Raw genomic sequence first — 17,834 nt, 5'->3', positions numbered from 1 at the left:
TCCGAGAACGCCATGCCTGAACTGCCAGAAGTCGAAACCACCCGTCGCGGGATTGCCCCGCACCTGGAAGGCCAGCGCGTCAGTCGGGTGATCGTGCGTGACCGGCGGTTGCGCTGGCCGATCCCCGAAGATCTCGATGTGCGCCTGTCGGGGCAGCGCATCGTGCTGGTCGAGCGTCGCGCCAAGTATCTGCTGATCAACGCCGAAGTCGGCACGCTGATCAGCCACTTGGGCATGTCGGGTAATTTGCGTCTGGTCGAAGCCGGTTTGCCGGCGCTCAAGCATGAACATGTCGATATCGAGCTGGAGTCAGGGCTGGCGCTGCGCTACACCGATCCGCGCCGGTTCGGCGCGATGTTGTGGAGCAACGACCCGCTCAATCATGAACTGCTGATTCGCTTGGGGCCTGAGCCACTGACCGATCTGTTCGACGGCGAGCGCTTGTTTCAGCTGTCACGCGGGCGGTCGATGGCGGTCAAGCCGTTCATCATGGACAACGCAGTGGTGGTCGGGGTCGGCAATATTTACGCGACCGAAGCGCTGTTCGCCGCCGGGATTGACCCGCGCCGCGAGGCCGGGGGCATTTCCCGGGGGCGCTATCTGAAGCTGGCGATAGAGATCAAACGCATTCTGGCCGCTGCCATCGAGCGCGGAGGTACGACGCTGCGCGATTTCATTGGCGGCGACGGTCAGCCGGGGTATTTCCAGCAGGAACTGTTTGTCTATGGCCGTGGCGGTGAACACTGCAAGGTCTGCGGTACCGGTTTGCGTGAAGTGAAGCTCGGCCAGCGTGCCAGTGTGTTCTGCCCGCGCTGCCAGACCTGAGACAACAGGCTGAAAAAGTCCTACGGTCTATAGTGAGTGGTCTCACTGTTTAGCCCGAAGGATCGTGCCATGAAATCCTTGCAAACCCTCGTTATTACGCTGCTGCTGTGTTCCAGTCTGGCGGTTCAGGCCACGGAAAACGGCAGCGGCGATCCGCGCTACACCATCCAGAATCCACCGGCCTACGCGATGATCGGCGACTTGCTGATTGCCCGACCTTTATTGGTGGTGGCGACGGTCATCGGTGCGGGGGCGTTCGTCGTGTCGTTGCCGTTCACCGCACTGGGCGGCGGGGTGGGCGATGCCGGGCAGGCGCTGGTAGTTGATCCGGCTAAAGCCGCTTTTGTGCGGTGCCTGGGGTGTATCGGGGAGGGGTTTGAGCAGCGCGAGTAAGCTGAGCAGGGATTTCCTGTGTGGCTGACGGCCTTTTCGCGAGCAAGCTCGCTCCCACATTGGAACGCATTTTAAATGTGGGAGCGAGCTTGCTCGCGAAGAGGCCCGAAAGAGCGCTACAAATCCGGCGGATCAAGCCTTGCCAGTGATCTTGCGGTATTTCTCCATCAACTGTTCTTCAGTCTCCGGATGCGCTTCGTCCAGCGGAATGCAATCCACCGGGCAGACCTGCTGGCATTGTGGTTCGTCGTAGTGGCCGACGCACTGGGTGCACAGGTTCGGGTCGATCACGTAGATCTCTTCGCCTTGGGAGATGGCGGCGTTCGGGCACTCGGGTTCGCAGACGTCGCAGTTGATGCAATCGTCGGTGATGATCAGGGACATGCTAACTCCAGCCGGGGCGGCAGGCCCGGGCGCTATAAATCAATGCGCGCAATTGTGCCGCATTGGCGAGCGCAGTGCACGCGGCTGCGATCAAGGGCACGAGACTGCAATCTTTTAAAAGCAAAAGATCACAGCCTTCGGCAGCTCCTACTTCTTGAAGCGCAGGGTCAACGCATCAGCCACGGCCGGGTGGACGAACTTGCTGATATCGCCGCCCAGCGCGGCAATTTCCCGCACCAGCGTCGAGGAAATGAACGAATAACGCTCGGACGGCGTGAGAAACAGGCTCTCCACATCCGGGGCCAACTGACGGTTCATGTTGGCCAGCTGGAATTCGTATTCGAAGTCCGACACCGCACGCAGGCCGCGCAGGAACACGTTAGCGTTCTGCTCTTTGGCGAAATGCGCCAGCAGTGTCGAGAAACCGACCACTTCCACGTTCGGCAGGTGTTTGGTCACTTCGCGAGCCAGTTCGACCCGTTGTTCCAGCGGGAACAGCGGGTTTTTCTTCGGGCTGGCAGCGACTGCAATAATCACGTGGTCGAACAGGCGCGAGGCGCGTTCGACCAGATCGCCATGGCCCTTGGTAATAGGGTCGAAGGTACCTGGGTACAACACTCGGTTCATCGCGTCGTCCTGGCGGGAGTCCGTTGGGGAGTCGGATGGTATCGCAGCCGTCCCGGTCGGCCAAGTCGCCTGTTGGGTAAGAAAGCACTATAGACGAGGCAATTAATTGGTTTTTTCACGGATTTCTCAGCCGATCGGCGAGGGAAGTCGCCAGTTGCGCGGTCAGGCCATACACCGATAGCTGCGGGTTGGCGCCGATGCTGGTAGGGAACAGCGAGCCGTCGTGAATCGACAGATTAGCCAGTTGATGATGCCGGCCGAGACTGTCGGTGACTGCGCTTTTCGGCTCTTCGCCCATCGCGCAACCGCCCATGACATGCGCGCTGCCCAGACGCGTGCGGTACAGCTCAAGGCTCAAACCATCGATCAACGTGCGGGCCTCGGCCAGGGTTTTCACGTAACGGGCGTCGGCGTGCATCGGCATCACCGCTTTTGCACCGCCGGCGAACTGGATTTCGGCCATGACGTGAAAAGCCCGGCGCAAGCCTTCCCAGGCGTAGGGTGACACCTGATAGTCGAGCACCGGCGAACCATCGCCACGCAGCTCGACGGTGCCGCCCGTGCTGTCCGGGTGAAAACCGTCACGTAGCAAGGCCAGCATGGCGTGGGTGTGCGGCAGGTCTGCCATGTGTTGCGCGCTCTCTGCGCCAAAGCCGCCGAGCAGGGTGGCAGCCAAGGCCGGATGCAACGGCGGCACTTCGAGTTTGAAGGCCATCGGCCCGCTGGTGCCGTCCTTCCACTGGAAATGGTCGGAATAGATCGACTGCGGCGCCCCGTAAAACGGGTTGATGACTTCGTCGAAGCGCGCTGCGGACATGTTCACCGGGTGCAGGAAGGTACGTTTTCCCAGGGTTTTATGTGGGTCCGCAGCATCCGAACGCAGCAGCAGCGCCGGGCTGTTGATGCCGCCGCCGGCGAGCACGTAATGCCGCGCCTTGACCGTGATCTTGCGCCCGGTCGGCGTGACGCAACGTTCGTCCATCGCCACGCATTGCAGGCCAGTGACCTTGTCGCCGTTGATCAGCAGCTTCTCCGCGCGGGCCAGATAAAGCAGTTCGCCGCCCTTTTCCAGAGTCGCCGGAATGGTCGTGACCATCATCGATTGTTTGGCATTGGTCGGACAGCCCATGCCGCAATAGCCGAGGTTCCAGCAGCCGCGCACGTTACGTGGGATCACGTGCCAGCTATAGCCAAGTTGTTCGCAGCCTTTACGGATCACGTCGTTGTTGGCATTGGGTGGCACCCTCCACGGGGCGACGCCGAGGCGCTGCTCCATTTTCTCGAACCACGGCGCCATCTCGGCAGGGCTGTGACCTTTGACGTTGTGTTCCTTGGCCCAGTGCTCGAGGGTCGGCTCCGGGGTGCGAAAGCTCGAGGTCCAGTTGATCAGCGTCGTGCCGCCGACCGCGCGGCCCTGAAGAATGGTGATCGCGCCGTCCTTGCTCATGCGCCCGATGCCTTCCTGATAAAGGCTGCTGTAGGCCTTGTCTTCGAGCATTTTGAAATCTGAACTGGTTTTCAGCGGGCCTTCTTCGATCAGCAGAACTTTGTAGCCGGCAGCGCTGAGGATTTCTGCCGTGGTGCCGCCACCGGCGCCGCTGCCGATGATGGCCACGTCGGCTTCAAGGCTGAGATCGTCGCTCAGTTGTGCGCCGTTGTAGGTTTTCCAGCCTCGGGCGAGGCCTTCGCGGAACGGGTCGGGTACGGGCATCGATCAGGTTCTCTTGTTTTTGTTGTTCTGGCGGGCCTCATCGCGAGCAGGCTCACTCCTACAGGGGAATGCATTTCAAATGTGGGAGCGAGCTTGCTCGCGAAGGGAGCGACACGGTTTCAGACGCTAGGCGGCCCTGGATAACCGCAATGCGCCCACGATTCTGCGCGGGTATACCAGGCCATCATCACCATCTGCTGCAACGAGCTATGCCCCATGCGCAGTAGGTTCAGCGAACTGTTTTCCCAGCGCTCGAGGAAATGGCGCATGGCCTCGGGGCTGGCATTTTCCCAGCTGCCCCAGATCCCGGTGAGTGGCCCGCGCGTCACGGCCATGCCGAGTACGTCGAACAGTTGCCGGGTGAGCTTGAGCATTTCCGGCGACAGGTGATCAAGGCTGTAGTCCAGCGACTTGAGCGTGCCATCAACCGCGCTCGGCATCTTCTCGGCTGCCACGGCGCCGTCGAGCATCACCGGAATCAGTGCGCGCAGAAACAGCAGGTCGCCGTCGCGCAACGAGACAAAGCCGTTGGCCGCGACGCTCGACGAACAGCCACTTAGGCTGGCGCCGAGTCCGGCGGTGGCGAGAAACGCCGTGGCGCCAAGGCTGAATTTCAGCAGGCCACGGCGCGACAGTGCAGGTGTTTCGGTCAGGCTTGGGTGCATTGTTTTTATTACCCGGCGATGACAAAGGTTTAGCGAATGAACAGCTTCTGGATCAGTTTCTGAATCGATGTGCCGTAGGGCGGGTAAATCAGTCGGGCTGCGTTGAAGCGCTGTTTAATCAGCACGCCCTTGGCCTTGCTGAAGGTCAGGAAGCCTTCGTGACCGTGGTAGTGGCCCATGCCCGAAGCGCCGATGCCACCGAATGGCATATCGTCCTGAGCCACATGCAGCAAGGTGTCGTTCAGGCACACACCGCCGGAATGAGTTTCGTGTAGCACCCGGTTCTGTTCGCGTTTGTCGTAGCCAAAGTAGTAAAGAGCCAGAGGACGTGGCCGCTGATTGATGTAAGCAAATGCCTGCTCCAGGTCCTGATACGGCACGATCGGCAGCAGCGGGCCGAAGATTTCGTCCTGCATCACCGTCATCTCATCGCTGACATTCAGCAGCACACTGTGCGGCATGCGTCGGCCCTGGCCCTGCTCGAACAGCGGAATCAACAGCGCGCCCTTGCTGGTGGCGTCGCTTACATAGCCGTTGAGCCGCGCCAGTTGGCGTTCGTTGATGATCGCCGTGTAGTCCGGATTGTCGGTGAGTGTCGGGTAAAAACCCTGCACCGCCTGGCGATAGGCTTCGACAAAAGCACCGACCCGGTCTTCCGGCACCAGCACGTAATCCGGGGCAACGCAGGTCTGGCCGGCGTTGAGGGTTTTACCGAAGGCTATGCGCTCGGCGGCATCCTTGAGCGGTACATCGCGGGAGACGATGGCCGGCGACTTGCCGCCCAGTTCCAGGGTGACCGGGGTGAGGTTTTCGGCGGCGGCGCGCATCACGTGTTTGCCGATGCTGGTGGCGCCGGTAAACAGCAAGTGGTCGAAGCGCAAGCGCGAGAACGCCACGCCGATGTCGGCTTCACCGAGCACCACGCAGACCAGGTCTTCGGGGAAGATCCGCGCCAGCAATTCCTTGAGCAATAGGCCGGTGGCGGGGGTTGATTCACTGAGTTTGAGCATCACCCGGTTACCCGCCGCCAAGGCGCCAACCAGCGGGCCAACCGCCAGATACAACGGGTAGTTCCACGGCACGATGACGCCAACCACGCCCAATGGTTGATACACCACTTTTGCCGAAGCGGGCTGAAACGCGATGCCGACCTTGCGCCGCGAAGCTTTCATCCAGCCTTTGAGATGGCGGTTGGCGTAATGAATGCCGTGCAGGCTCGGCATCAGTTCGGCGAGCAAGGTTTCGTCGGCGCTGCGATGGCTGAAATCGGAGCTGATCGCCTCGATCAAGGCCTGACGCTCGTTGTTGAGCAAATCACTCAGGGCCTTGAGCCATTGCTGGCGCTGGGCGGCGGGCGGCATCGGATTGGCGGCATACGCAGCCCGCTGCGCCTCGAACAACCGGTCCAGTTCGGCCAGCGGTTGTTGCAGCGTTTGCAGGTAAGCAACGTCGGCAGTCATGGTCTGCTCCGGATTTATTGTAGTGATGAACTTTTTAGAGTCTATGCTCTATAAAGTCAAATGACTTCCTTGCACGGCAGTGTTTTATCCATTTCCGGTTAGGTCGTAAGATGCCCCCCAACGCACTCTGAATTAAAGCTCAAGCCATGGCCCCACGAATAAAAACCAGCGAGCGTATCGTGCTGAACAGCCTTGAGCTGTTCAATCAACAGGGCGAGCGCAGCATCAGCACCAATCATATTGCCGCCCACATGGAGATTTCTCCGGGCAACCTGTACTACCACTTCCCCAACAAGCAGGCGATCATCGCCGTGTTGTTCAGTGAGTACGAAAGCCTCGTGGACAGCTTTCTGCGTCCGCCGCAGGGGCGCGCGGCGACGGTCGAGGACAAGCGTTTCTATCTCAAGGAATTGCTCTCGGCGATGTGGCGCTACCGCTTTCTGCACCGCGATCTGGAGCATCTGCTCGACAGCGATCCGGAACTGGCCGCCCGCTATCGGCGCTTTTCCCAGCGCTGCGTGATTCAGGGCGCGGCGATCTACGAAGGTTTTGTTTCCGCCGGGATCCTTGATATGGATCGCGTGCAGATCGAATCCCTGACCCTCAATGCCTGGATCATCCTGACGTCCTGGGTGCGCTTCCTGTGCACCACGCGCGAAAACTCCAACCACCTCAGTGAACAAGCTATTAAACGTGGCGTGTATCAGGTACTGGTGCTTGAAGCCGGGTTTGTCACCGAGCAGGCGCGTGACGAGGTCAATGCGTTGTTCGAGGAATTCTACGTGCCGCTGGCCCAGGCCCTCGAAGACGTGAAATAAACCGTTCTGTTGAAATCCCTCAGGGAGCCCGTTATGCCGATTGCGCAACTGATCAGCCCCGAAGCACTGGACGCCCGCAAGGCGCAGCCGGGACTGGTGATTCTCGATTGTCGTTTTGCCCTCGAAGACCCGGACTACGGTCAGCGCAGTTATGCCGAAGGGCACATTGCCGGGGCGAGCTTTGCCGACCTTGAGCGTGACCTCAGCGGTAAAGTGGTCAAAGGCGTGACTGGCCGTCACCCGTTGCCCGAGCCGGCGGCGTTTATCGAGCGGCTGCAGGCTTGGGGCATCAACAACGACAGCGACGTGGTTTTGTACGACGACGGTCCCGGTGCCTACGCGGCGCGGGCGTGGTGGTTGCTGGCGTGGCTGGGCAAGCGCGATGGCGTGTTCATTCTCGATGGTGGGCTCAAGGCGTGGCATGCGGCGGGGCTTCCGCTGAGCCTGGATGCGCCGACGGATACCCGTGGCAATTTCATTGGCCAGCCGGACACCCGCCTGCTGCTCAGCGCCGAGCAACTGCAACAGCGGCTTGGTCAACCGGCGCTGACGTTGATCGATGCCCGGGCTTTGCCGCGTTTCAAAGGTGAGGTCGAGCCGATTGATCCGGTTGCCGGGCATATTCCCGGTGCGCAATGCACGGCGTTCACCGACAACCTCGGCAGCGATGGACGATTCCTGCCGGCGGATCAACTCAAGCAGCGTTTTGCCGCGAAGCTGGGTGAGCGTTCGCCAGCGGATCTGGTTGCGTATTGCGGGTCCGGCGTGACGGCGTGTCATAACCTGTTTGCCTTGTGTCTGGCGGGTTATCCGTTGGGGTCGTTGTATGCCGGGTCGTGGAGTGAGTGGATCAACGAGCCTTCGCGCGGTATCGCCACCGGCGAATAACCAATACCTGTGGGAGCGAGCCTGCTCGCGAAGGCGTCGGATCAGTCGACATTAATGTTGAATGAACAACCGCTTTCGCGAGCAGGCTCGCTCCCACATTGGTTATTCGTTGTCTGAAGGACGCTGTCGGGCGCTACGGTAAGCGGCGGGCCCAACACCATAAGCCTGCTTGAACTGTCGACTCAGATGGCTCTGGTCGGCAAAGCCCAGTTGCGTGGCGACTTCAACCGGCAAGCAGCCGTGCTGCAGGAGTGTGCGGGCCTGTGCGATGCGCTGCTGCATCAGCCAGGTGTGCGGCGGCATGCCGGTGGCGCGACGGAATACTCGGGCGAAATGGAAGGGTGACAGATTGACCGCCGCCGCGAGCTCTTCCAGCGATGGCGGCGCCGCCAGTTGCGCGCGCAGCAGTTCTTTGCCCAACAGCACCGCGCGGTGTTCCTTGCCGGCTCGGCCGGGCACGGGCACTGCCGCATGGCGCTGCAACAGCCGCAACATCATCTCGCGCCACACCGTCTGCTGTTGCAGCGCGGTGGTCGGGCTTTCGAGCAAGCGGTGCAACTGCGCAAAGCCGTTGACCAGATCCGCATCGCGATACAACGTGGCGCCGAACGCCGGCAGGTTGCTGGTGGACAGCCCCAGCTCATCCAGCAGCGAAACGATTTGCGCGGTATCGGGATAGAACGCCCGATACAGCCAGCCATCCTCGGTGCCCTTGTGTCCGGTGTGCAGTTCGTCGGGATTGATCAACACCAGCGTGCCGCTGCCAGCCAGATGCTCGGCGCCGCGATAGCGATAACGCTGGGCGCCGGCCATGATCATGCCGATCACATAGCCGTCATGCACATGCGGGGCGAAACGATGATCGATGTAGCGCGCCGACAGCAACTCGACCCCGGCCAGCGGCGCGGTTTGCCAGAAGCGGATCGACTCGCCCTGATCGCTCATGCGGGCACGCGCGCCAGCCACTGCGGGATGCGTCGTTCCAGATAGTAGCCGGGCTGACGCAGCGAGCCGTCGACAAAGCCGACATGCCCACCACGCGCCTGCAGTTCGAAAGCGGTCGACGGCGACAGCTCATTGACCTGCGGCAAACTGTGGGGGAACACGAACGGATCGTCCGCCGCCTGAATGATCAGGGTCTGCGTGCGGATCTCGCCGAGGAAATAGCGGCTTGAGGCGCGACGATAGTAATCCTCGGCATCCTCGAACCCGTGCAACGGCGCGGTTACCCGGCCATCGAAATCCCAGAAGGTGCGCATGTTTTCCAGCGAGCCGAGGGCGGCCAGCGCGGCGAGTCCTTCTTCACGCCCGTCGTGTTGAAACTGCCGCTGCTTGTTCTTGATATAGGCGACCATCTCGCGCATGAAGTGCGCCTGATAGACCTTGGAAAATCCCTGGCCGATGCGGTCGGCGCATTGGTCGAGGCGAAACGGCACTGATACCGCCACGGCGCCGAGCACGCCGCTGGCGCTGCCGGTTTCCCCGAGGTGTTTAAGCAGCACGTTGCCGCCCAGGGAGTAGCCGACGGCATACAGCGGTGCCAGCGGTCGTTTGGCGCGCAGATGTCTGATGGTTTCGGCGAGGTCTTCGCTGGCGCCGGAGTGATAGCTGCGCGGCAGCAAATTCGGTTCGCCAGAGCAGCCGCGCCAGTTCAACGCAACACTGGCCCAGCCTTGATCAGCCAGTGACTTCTGGATGCCCGCTACATAAGGCGAATTGGAGGACCCGGTCAGACCGTGTAACACCAGCACCAGTGGTGCATCGGCGGTGTGCGGGCCGTGCCAGTCGAGATCGAGAAAGTCGCCATCCTCAAGCCACAGGCGTTCGCGTTCACGCTCGATATGTACGGTTTTGCGCCACAGCGGCCCCCACAAGGTTTGCAGGTGCGGATTGCCGAGGCCGAAGGCGGGGTTGAAGCGTTCTGAAGAGGTGGACACGATGGTTCTCGATGCAGAGCGGCGACCCTGTTGGAAGGGGCGCCGCTTATTCAGACCGGTCGGTTAACCGGCGATCTCTGCCGTACGTTGCCACAGCGCGTAGTAAACCCGGCCGGATTTCTGCTCGCGGTGCAGGCGCCAGTTGCCCGGCAGGCCCAGCGTCGATGGCGCCGTTTCGCTTTCAGTGTAGATCCACGAGTCCGGCGCCAGCCACTGGCGCTCTTCGAGCAAGGTGCAGACGGCAGGCAGCAGGTTCTGGTTGAACGGCGGGTCGAGGAATACCAGGTCGAACGGAGTTGCGGTCTGGGTTTCCAGATAACGCAGGGCGTCGGCGGTCTGTACCTGGCCGTTGGTGCAGCGCAGGGTACCGAGGTGTTCTTTCAGGCTGGACACTGCAATGTTGCTGGCATCCAGCGCCTGACCCATGGCTGCGCCACGGGACAGCGCTTCGAGAAACAGCGCGCCACTGCCGGCGAACGGATCAAGCACCTTGGCCCCTTCAACGTACGGTGCGAGCCAGTTGAACAAGGTTTCACGCACGCGATCCGGCGTCGGGCGCAGGCCCGGTGCGTCGGGGAAGCTCAGCTTGCGGCTGCGCCATTGGCCGCCAATGATGCGCAACTGGTTCACACCGTTGTGAACGTTTTGCGCAGGTTTCTTGGGTGCTCGAGTCGCCATTAGTGCTCCGGAACCCCGAGCGGTTGCTCGGCAGGTTTATCAGATGGGGCCGGTAACGGCTTTTGCGGCACGGTCGGGCCAGCGGTGACGATGACCATTTTGTCCGTGCTCAGGTGTTTGTTCAGAGCGTCGCGGACTTGTTCCACGGTCAGGCTTTGCGACTGACGCATGAAGTCATCCAGGTAGCTCAGCGGCAGATTATAGAAGCCCATCGCGCCGAGTTGGCCGACGATATCGGCATTGCTCGCGGTGGACAGCGGGAAGCTGCCGGCCAGTTCGCGTTTGGCGTCGTCGAGTTCCTTCTGCGTCGGCCCGGTTTTCAGGTAGTCAGCGAGCACGTCCTGCACCAGTTTCAGGGTGCCCTCGCTCATTTCTGCGCGGGTTTGCAGGTTGATCATGAACGGGCCACGTACCTGCATCGGGCTGAACGCCGAGTACACGCCGTAGGTCAGGCCGCGCTTCTCGCGCACTTCACTCATCAGGCGCGTGCCGAAACCGCCGCCACCGAGGATCTGGTTGCCCATCGACAGCGCGGCGTAATCCGGATCGTCACGGTCGATACCCAGTTGCGCGATCATCAGATTGGTCTGCTTCGACGGGAACTCGATATGGCCTGTGCTGGCCTTCGGTTCCTGTGGCTGGGCGATCTTCGCCAGCGCCGGGCCTTTCGGCAGGGCAGAAGAGACCTGATTGGCAATTGCTTCGGCGTCCGCCCGCGACAGGTCGCCGACCAGCGCGATCACCACGTTGCCAGCGGCGTAGGCCTTGGCGTGGAACTCACGCAACTGCGCGAGGGTGATCTTCGGCACGCTCTGCGGGTTACCGTCACTCGAATGCGCGTACGGGTGATCGCCGTATAGACGCTTCATCAGCTCAAGGCTGGCGAGTTTGCCGGGGTTCTGTTTCTGGTATTCGAAACCGGCGAGCAGCTGGTTCTTGATGCGTGCGAACGAATCGGCCGGGAAGGTCGGTTTGCCAACCACTTCCGAAAACAGCTTCAGCGCCGGTTCACGCTTGTCGGTGGCACTCAAGCTGCGTAGCGAAGCCAGCGCCATGTCCTTGAAAGCACCGTTGCCGAAATCCGCACCGAGGCCTTCGAAGCCTTGCGCGATGGCGCCGACGTCTTTACCGGCGACACCTTCGTTGAGCATTGCGTTGGTCAGCACCGCCAGACCCGATGCGCTGCCGTCCTGGCTGCTGCCGGCGGCGAAGATCAGGCGCATGTCGAACATCGGCAGCTCATGGGCTTCGACGAACAATACTTTGGCGCCTTCGGCGGTGTTCCAGGTTTGCACGTCGAGTTTGCGGCTGGCCGGGGCCTTGCCGTCGAGTTCGGTCAGTGATTGCAGCTTCTGGCTGGTCTTGGCGTTGTCGAGGGCTTCGCTGGCATTGCTGTCAGCGCCAGGCGACAGGTACAGCGCGGCAGAGCCGATCACCGCCACGGCGATCAGGCCGAGCAGCAGGCGTGGGGATTTGCGCTTACTCATGAGTCGTCTCCAGTGGCAGGACGTGGGCGACGCTGAGACGTTCGCGGGTGAAATACAGCTTGGCGGCGTTCTGGATGTCTTGCGGGGTCACGCTTTCCAGATCGGCGAGTTCGGTGTCCATCAGTTTCCACGACAGACCTACGGTCTCGAGTTGACCGATGGCGGTGGCCTGACTGGTGATCGAATCACGTTCGAAGACCAGACCGGCAATCACTTGTGCTCGCACGCGCTCCAGTTCTTCAGCGGACGGCGCGGTGGTTTTCAGCTGTTCCAGCAGTTTCCACAAGCCCGCCTCGGCTTGCGCGATAGTCTTTTTCTTCTGGGTGTTCGGGGTTGCCGACAGGGTGAACAGACTGTCGCCACGGGTATAGGCGTCGTAGCTCGACGAACCGCCGGAGACCAGCTCTTCGCCGCGCTCCAGTTGCGTCGGGATGCGCCCGCTGTAACCGCCGTCGAGCAACGCCGAGATCAGGCGCAAGGCGTTGACCGAGCGTTTGTCTTCAGCCGTGGCAATGCTTGGCACGTTGAAACCGAGCATCAAGCTAGGCAACTGAGTCTGCACGTGTAGGGTGATCTGGCGTTCGCCGGGTTCGGCCAGCTCCAGCGGTTTTTTCGCTGGCGGCACGTCGCGCTTGGCGATCGGGCCGAAATAGCGCTGGGCGAGGGTTTTCACTTCGTCCGGAGTAACGTCACCGACTACGACCAGCGTGGCGTTGTTCGGCACGTACCAGGATTGGTACCAGTGGCGCAGCTCCTCGACTTTCATCCGGTCGAGGTCGGCCATCCAGCCGATGGTCGGCGTATGGTAACCGCTGGCCGGGTAAGCCATGGCCTTGTAGCGCTCGTAGGCCTTGGACATCGGCTTGTCATCGGTGCGCAAGCGGCGCTCTTCCTTGATGACTTCGATTTCCTTGGCGAACTCGTCGGCCGGCAGGCGCAGATTGGCCATGCGGTCGGCTTCCAGTTCGAAGGCGACGCCCAGACGGTCGCGGGCCAGCACCTGGTAATAAGCGGTGAAATCGTCGCTGGTGAAGGCGTTCTCTTCGGCGCCGAGGTCACGCAGGATCAGCGAGGCTTCGCCGGGACCGACTTTTTCACTGCCCTTGAACATCATGTGCTCAAGCGCGTGGGACAGACCGGTCTGGCCCGGGGTTTCGTAGCTGGAGCCGACCTTGTACCAGACCTGCGAGACCACCACCGGCGCGCGATGGTCTTCGCGCACGACGACCTTGAGGCCGTTGTCGAGGGTGAATTCGTGAGTCGGTTGCGGGTCGGCCGCCAGGGCCGAAAGGGGCAGGCAGACTGTGCTGAGCAGCAGGCCTGCGGCGCGGCGGGCTAGAGCATTCATTCGTTTTTTAACCTGTTGGGCTGCCCGCTTGGTCTTAGCGTCGGCGGGCGAGAGGGTGCTAGGATACTGATCCGTTTTACCGGCGACCACGCCTATCAGGTTTTCAGACCTGATCTGGCTGAATGGGTTTGCGGCAGAAAGCTACGGTTTATCGACTAAACTTCGCTTTTTCGCCGAATTTGCCGGTTTAGTCCTTCGTTTATACGATTCTTTGAGGTGCCGCTGGCGCCTCGACAAAATGTTGCGCGTGAACAAGCTGGATGAAACACAGTCTGTTCTGCATCGAATATTTATTTGCCGGGGCGCCCTTATGGCGCGTCGCTACCGTGAGATAGCCGTCCTCCATGTTTGGTTCCAACGACGACAAGAAGACCCCAGCTGCGGCTGGCGAGAAGAAAAGCCTGTTCGGATGGCTGCGTAAGAAACCGCAGGAACCCGTCGTCGAACAGCCGCCGGTGACTCCTGAGCCAGCGCCTGCGCCGGCTCCAGTCATAGAAGAAGAGCCGGCACCGATTGTGCTGCCGATTGCCGAGCCGGTGTTGCAACCGGTTGAGCCAGAGCCAGAGCCAGAGCCTGAAGCGCCTGTGGCGGCTGAGCTACCGCTGACTCCTGCAGTTGAACCGTGGCTGACCTTGCCGGTGGCGGAAGAGCCGGTGGCGTTGGTTGAAGAAGCTGCGCCACACATCACCCCGGAAATTCCAGCGCCTGCTGCGTTGGTGCCCGAGGTGGCTCTGGCGCCTGTGGTTGAGCCGGTTGTCGAGCCTGTGCCGGTTGTTGCTGAGCCTGTTGCTCCGGTCGTTCAACAACCCGAGCCTGCACCTGCACCTGCACCTGCACCGGTCGTCGCTGCTCCAGTTGTGCCGGTTGAAGTGGTTACCGAGGCCCCAGTCGAAGCCCCGCGCACCGAAGAAGCCAAAGCCGGTTTCTTCGCCCGCCTCAAGCAAGGCCTGTCGAAAACCAGCGCCAGCATCGGCGAGGGCATGGCCAGCCTGTTCCTCGGCCGCAAAACCATCGATGACGATCTGCTCGATGACCTCGAAACCCGTCTGCTCACCGCCGACGTCGGCGTCGAAGCCACCACGCAGATCATCCAGCGCCTGACCCGGAAGGTCGCCCGCAAAGAGCTGGCCGACGCCGACGCGCTGTACAAATCCCTGCAGGCCGAACTGGCGGCGATGCTCAAGCCGGTCGAACAACCGCTGAAAATCGTTTCGCAGAACAAGCCGTTCGTGATTCTGGTGGTGGGCGTCAACGGCGCCGGCAAAACCACCACCATCGGCAAACTGGCGAAGAAGCTGCAACTGGAAGGCAAGAAAGTCATGCTCGCCGCCGGTGACACCTTCCGCGCCGCTGCCGTGGAACAGCTGCAAGTCTGGGGCGAGCGCAACAAGATCCCGGTCATCGCCCAGCACACCGGCGCCGACTCGGCTTCAGTGATCTTCGACGCCGTGCAGGCCGCCAAGGCCCGTGGTATCGATGTATTGATCGCCGACACCGCCGGTCGCCTGCACACCAAAGACAACCTGATGGAAGAACTGAAAAAAGTTCGCCGGGTGATCGGCAAGCTCGACGCCGACGCGCCGCACGAAGTGCTGCTGGTGCTCGACGCCGGCACCGGCCAGAACGCCATCAACCAGGCCAAGCAATTCAACCAGACCGTCGAACTGACCGGCCTGGCGCTGACCAAACTCGACGGTACCGCCAAGGGCGGCGTGATTTTCGCCCTGGCCAAGCAGTTCGGCCTGCCGATCCGCTACATCGGCGTCGGTGAAGGCATCGACGATTTGCGTACCTTTGAAGCCGAACCCTTTGTCCAGGCACTGTTTGCCGAGCGGGAGCGTTCATGATTCGTTTCGAACAGGTCGGTAAACGCTACCCGAACGGTCACGTCGGCTTGCATGAGCTGAGCTTTCGAGTCCGTCGTGGCGAGTTCTTGTTTGTCACCGGCCACTCCGGCGCCGGTAAATCCACGTTGTTGCGCCTGTTGCTGGCGATGGAGCGTCCGACCAGCGGCAAACTGCTGCTGGCCGGGCAAGACCTGAGCACCATCAGCAACGCGCAGATTCCGTTCCTGCGTCGGCAGATCGGCGTGGTGTTCCAGAATCACCAACTGCTGTTCGATCGCACGGTGTTCAACAACGTCGCCTTGCCGCTGCAGATTCTTGGCTTGTCCAAGGCCGAAATCGCCAAGCGTGTCGACTCGGCGCTGGAGCGCGTGGCGCTGTCGGATAAAACCGATCTGTACCCGGGCGACCTGTCCACCGGTCAGCAACAGCGCGTCGGCATCGCCCGCGCCATCGTGCACCGCCCGGCCTTGCTGCTGGCGGACGAACCGACCGGTAACCTCGACCCGCGTCTGGCGGCGGAAATCATGGGCGTATTCGAAGACATCAACCGTCTGGGCACCAGCGTGCTGATCGCCAGTCACGACCTGGCACTGATCGCGCGCATGCGTCACCGCATGCTGACCCTCCAACGCGGCCGATTGATTGGCGACGGGGAGGCCGGGGAATGAGTGCGACACGCAGTCCGAAGGTTTCCGAACGCGTGGCCCCGAAAGCCGCCGATCCGCAGCCACCGAAGAAGAAAAAACACGACGAAGACGATGGCCCGGACTTCGCCACGCTGTTCCGTGCCTGGATCGAAAGCCATCGCGCCAGTCTGCTCGACAGCCTGCGTCGTCTCGGCAAGCAGCCGATCGGCAGCTTCTTCACCTGCATGGTGATGGCGGTCGCGCTGAGTCTGCCAATGGGCTTGTCCCTGTTGCTCAACAACGTCGAGCGTCTTGGCGGTTCGTGGCAGCGTGCGGCGCAGATTTCGCTGTATCTGCAACTCGACGCCAGCCCGGAGCAGGGCGAGTCGTTGCGCGAGCAGATCAAAGGCATGCCCGGCGTAGCGGATGCTGAATATGTCGGCCGCGATCAGGCGCTGGAAGAGTTTCAGCAGCAATCCGGGTTGGGCGAAGCCCTGCGCGAGCTGCCGGAGAACCCGTTGCCGGGCGTGGTGCTGGTCACCCCGAACGAGGTCGACAAGCCGACGCTGGAAGCATTAAGACAAAAACTTTCCGAATTGCCCAAGGTACAACAGGCGCAACTTGATCTAGTCTGGGTCGAGCGTTTGGCCGCGATCCTCAAGCTTGGCGATCGTTTTGTCTTCGGTCTGACGGTGCTGCTGGTTTCTGCATTACTTTTGGTGATAGGCAATACCATTCGTCTTCATATTGAAAACCGCCGCACCGAGATAGAAGTGATTAAACTCGTCGGCGGCACTGACAGCTATGTGCGTCGTCCCTTCCTTTATATGGGGGCGTTGTATGGCTTCGGTGCGGGGCTACTGTCCTGGGGTGTATTGGCGTTCGGCCTGAACTGGCTGAACGATGCGGTGGTTGGACTGGCCGGCTTGTACGGCAGTGATTTCGCGCTGGCCGGAGTGCCAGTTGCCGACGGTCTGTCGCTCTTGCTTGGCGCGGTGCTGTTGGGTTATATCGGTGCATGGATTGCAGTCGCACGCCATCTCAGGGAGCTGGCGCCGAAGTAGAATCTTTTTTGCGCGTGATTGACCTCGCGGTTTTTTTGGGAACTTGCACTTGAATTCCCGGTCAATTTTTCGCAGTGCCGAGAGGCACGAGTATGTAAGTGGGAGGTTTTTTCGTATGACCAATTCTTTGCAACCTGCGTATGCGTTGGTTCCGGGTGCGAACCTGGAAGCCTACGTGCACACCGTCAACAGCATTCCATTGCTGACGCCGGAGCAGGAGCGTGAACTGGCCGAGAGTCTCTACTATGAGCAGGATTTGGGGGCGGCTCGGCAGATGGTGCTCGCCCACCTGCGTTTTGTCGTACACATTGCCCGTAGCTATTCCGGCTACGGTCTGGCTCAGGCTGACCTGATCCAGGAAGGTAACGTCGGCCTGATGAAGGCTGTGAAGCGCTTCAACCCGGAAATGGGTGTGCGTCTGGTGTCGTTCGCCGTGCACTGGATCAAGGCGGAAATTCACGAGTTCATCCTGCGCAACTGGCGCATTGTGAAAGTCGCGACCACCAAGGCCCAGCGCAAGCTGTTCTTCAACCTGCGCAGCCAGAAAAAACGTCTGGCGTGGCTGAACAACGAGGAAGTCCACCGTGTGGCGGAAAGCCTCGGCGTCGAGCCGCGTGAAGTGCGCGAAATGGAAAGTCGCCTGACCGGCCATGACATGGCCTTCGACCCGGCTGCTGAAGCCGACGACGACAGCGCTTTCCAGTCGCCGGCCAACTACCTGGAAGACCACCGGTACGACCCGGCGCGTCAACTGGAAGATGCCGACTGGAGCGACAACTCCAATCACAACCTGCACGAAGCGCTGGAAGTGCTGGACGAACGTAGCCGCGACATCCTCTACCAGCGCTGGCTGGCCGAAGAGAAAGCCACGCTGCACGATCTGGCGCAGAAGTACAACGTGTCGGCCGAGCGGATCCGTCAGCTCGAGAAGAGCGCGATGAACAAGCTCAAGTTGTCGATCGCCGCATAACCGGCGAGCAGGCAATAAAAAAACGCCCCGATCAGCGATGATCGGGGCGTTTTCATTTCCGGCTTCACACAAAACCCATGTGAGAGCGAGCTTGCTCGCGAAAGCG

General features: G+C 61.1%; 18 protein-coding genes. 8 read left to right on the top strand and 10 right to left on the bottom strand.

The window, feature by feature from the left end; genetic code table 11:
- Nucleotides 1-12: 12 nt before the first annotated feature.
- Both mutM and CLU80_RS11665 read left to right on the top strand, forming a co-directional pair.
- Nucleotides 13-825: a bifunctional DNA-formamidopyrimidine glycosylase/DNA-(apurinic or apyrimidinic site) lyase gene (gene mutM / locus CLU80_RS11670; RefSeq protein WP_095125836.1), complete on the top strand. Its 813-nt coding sequence runs from the start codon at nt 13-15 to the stop codon at nt 823-825.
- Nucleotides 826-894: 69 nt separating this feature from the next.
- On the top strand, nt 895-1,218 hold the full coding sequence (locus CLU80_RS11665; RefSeq protein WP_095049443.1) for a multidrug transporter: 324 nt from the start codon (nt 895-897) through the stop codon (nt 1,216-1,218).
- Between the two features lie 132 nt (nt 1,219-1,350).
- On the opposite strand, the gene CLU80_RS11660 is transcribed toward CLU80_RS11665, so the two are convergent.
- The 5 genes from CLU80_RS11660 to CLU80_RS11640 all read right to left on the bottom strand — a co-directional run bounded on the left by CLU80_RS11660 (nt 1,351) and on the right by CLU80_RS11640 (nt 6,083).
- Nucleotides 1,351-1,602 (bottom strand): YfhL family 4Fe-4S dicluster ferredoxin, encoded by a 252-nt coding sequence (locus CLU80_RS11660; protein WP_003195146.1) that lies wholly within the window; start codon nt 1,600-1,602, stop codon nt 1,351-1,353.
- Between the two features lie 147 nt (nt 1,603-1,749).
- Nucleotides 1,750-2,229 carry a pantetheine-phosphate adenylyltransferase gene (coaD, locus tag CLU80_RS11655; RefSeq protein WP_003229157.1) on the bottom strand — a complete coding sequence of 160 codons (480 nt, stop codon included), beginning with the start codon at nt 2,227-2,229 and terminating at the stop codon, nt 1,750-1,752.
- Between the two features lie 115 nt (nt 2,230-2,344).
- Nucleotides 2,345-3,940, bottom strand: coding sequence for a GMC family oxidoreductase (locus CLU80_RS11650; protein WP_093429817.1), 1,596 nt, complete (start codon nt 3,938-3,940; stop codon nt 2,345-2,347).
- 119 nt (nt 3,941-4,059) lie between these two features.
- Nucleotides 4,060-4,605 carry a twin-arginine translocation pathway signal protein gene (locus CLU80_RS11645; protein WP_093429818.1) on the bottom strand — a complete coding sequence of 182 codons (546 nt, stop codon included), beginning with the start codon at nt 4,603-4,605 and terminating at the stop codon, nt 4,060-4,062.
- A 29-nt stretch (nt 4,606-4,634) separates the two neighbouring features.
- Nucleotides 4,635-6,083, bottom strand: a complete 1,449-nt coding sequence (locus CLU80_RS11640; protein ID WP_502694639.1) for a coniferyl aldehyde dehydrogenase — start codon at nt 6,081-6,083, stop codon at nt 4,635-4,637.
- 128 nt (nt 6,084-6,211) lie between these two features.
- Between CLU80_RS11640 and CLU80_RS11635 the strand changes: the two genes are divergently transcribed.
- The gene (locus tag CLU80_RS11635) at nt 6,212-6,883 is read left to right on the top strand and encodes a TetR/AcrR family transcriptional regulator (RefSeq protein WP_099757428.1); all 672 of its coding nucleotides are present in this window, start codon (nt 6,212-6,214) and stop codon (nt 6,881-6,883) included.
- A gap of 33 nt (nt 6,884-6,916) precedes the next feature.
- Nucleotides 6,917-7,771, top strand: a complete 855-nt coding sequence (locus CLU80_RS11630; protein WP_099757427.1) for a sulfurtransferase — start codon at nt 6,917-6,919, stop codon at nt 7,769-7,771.
- A gap of 102 nt (nt 7,772-7,873) precedes the next feature.
- Here CLU80_RS11630 and CLU80_RS11625 read toward each other — a convergent pair whose 3' ends face one another.
- The 5 genes from CLU80_RS11625 to CLU80_RS11605 all read right to left on the bottom strand — a co-directional run bounded on the left by CLU80_RS11625 (nt 7,874) and on the right by CLU80_RS11605 (nt 13,221).
- The gene (locus tag CLU80_RS11625) at nt 7,874-8,716 is read right to left on the bottom strand and encodes an AraC family transcriptional regulator (RefSeq protein WP_099759368.1); all 843 of its coding nucleotides are present in this window, start codon (nt 8,714-8,716) and stop codon (nt 7,874-7,876) included.
- A complete protein-coding gene (locus CLU80_RS11620; RefSeq protein WP_095049448.1) occupies nt 8,713-9,708 on the bottom strand; it encodes a hydrolase in 996 nt (331 codons plus the stop codon). Before CLU80_RS11620 ends, CLU80_RS11625 begins: the two co-directional genes overlap by 4 nt.
- Before the next feature lie 63 nt (nt 9,709-9,771).
- On the bottom strand, nt 9,772-10,386 hold the full coding sequence (gene rsmD, locus CLU80_RS11615) for a 16S rRNA (guanine(966)-N(2))-methyltransferase RsmD (protein ID WP_093429823.1): 615 nt from the start codon (nt 10,384-10,386) through the stop codon (nt 9,772-9,774).
- On the bottom strand, nt 10,386-11,873 hold the full coding sequence (locus CLU80_RS11610; protein ID WP_099757426.1) for a M16 family metallopeptidase: 1,488 nt from the start codon (nt 11,871-11,873) through the stop codon (nt 10,386-10,388). The genes rsmD and CLU80_RS11610 overlap by 1 nt, the downstream gene beginning before the upstream one ends.
- The gene (locus CLU80_RS11605; RefSeq protein WP_007913612.1) at nt 11,866-13,221 is read right to left on the bottom strand and encodes a M16 family metallopeptidase; all 1,356 of its coding nucleotides are present in this window, start codon (nt 13,219-13,221) and stop codon (nt 11,866-11,868) included. The genes CLU80_RS11610 and CLU80_RS11605 overlap by 8 nt, the downstream gene beginning before the upstream one ends.
- Before the next feature lie 344 nt (nt 13,222-13,565).
- Between CLU80_RS11605 and ftsY the strand changes: the two genes are divergently transcribed.
- The 4 genes from ftsY to rpoH all read left to right on the top strand — a co-directional run bounded on the left by ftsY (nt 13,566) and on the right by rpoH (nt 17,728).
- Nucleotides 13,566-15,068: a signal recognition particle-docking protein FtsY gene (ftsY, locus tag CLU80_RS11600; protein WP_099757425.1), complete on the top strand. Its 1,503-nt coding sequence runs from the start codon at nt 13,566-13,568 to the stop codon at nt 15,066-15,068.
- Entirely contained in the window at nt 15,065-15,736 is a 672-nt protein-coding gene (gene ftsE / locus CLU80_RS11595; RefSeq protein WP_008065082.1) for a cell division ATP-binding protein FtsE, read from the top strand. Before ftsY ends, ftsE begins: the two co-directional genes overlap by 4 nt.
- Nucleotides 15,733-16,758: a permease-like cell division protein FtsX gene (gene ftsX, locus CLU80_RS11590; protein WP_099757424.1), complete on the top strand. Its 1,026-nt coding sequence runs from the start codon at nt 15,733-15,735 to the stop codon at nt 16,756-16,758. Before ftsE ends, ftsX begins: the two co-directional genes overlap by 4 nt.
- Before the next feature lie 115 nt (nt 16,759-16,873).
- The gene (rpoH, locus tag CLU80_RS11585) at nt 16,874-17,728 is read left to right on the top strand and encodes an RNA polymerase sigma factor RpoH (protein WP_003229146.1); all 855 of its coding nucleotides are present in this window, start codon (nt 16,874-16,876) and stop codon (nt 17,726-17,728) included.
- Nucleotides 17,729-17,834: the final 106 nt, after the last annotated feature.

Origin of the sequence: Pseudomonas sp. 29, from assembly GCF_002754355.1 — a bacterium.
Lineage (GTDB): Bacteria > Pseudomonadota > Gammaproteobacteria > Pseudomonadales > Pseudomonadaceae > Aquipseudomonas > Aquipseudomonas neuropathica.
This window is presented reverse-complemented; position numbering and strand designations above follow the sequence as displayed.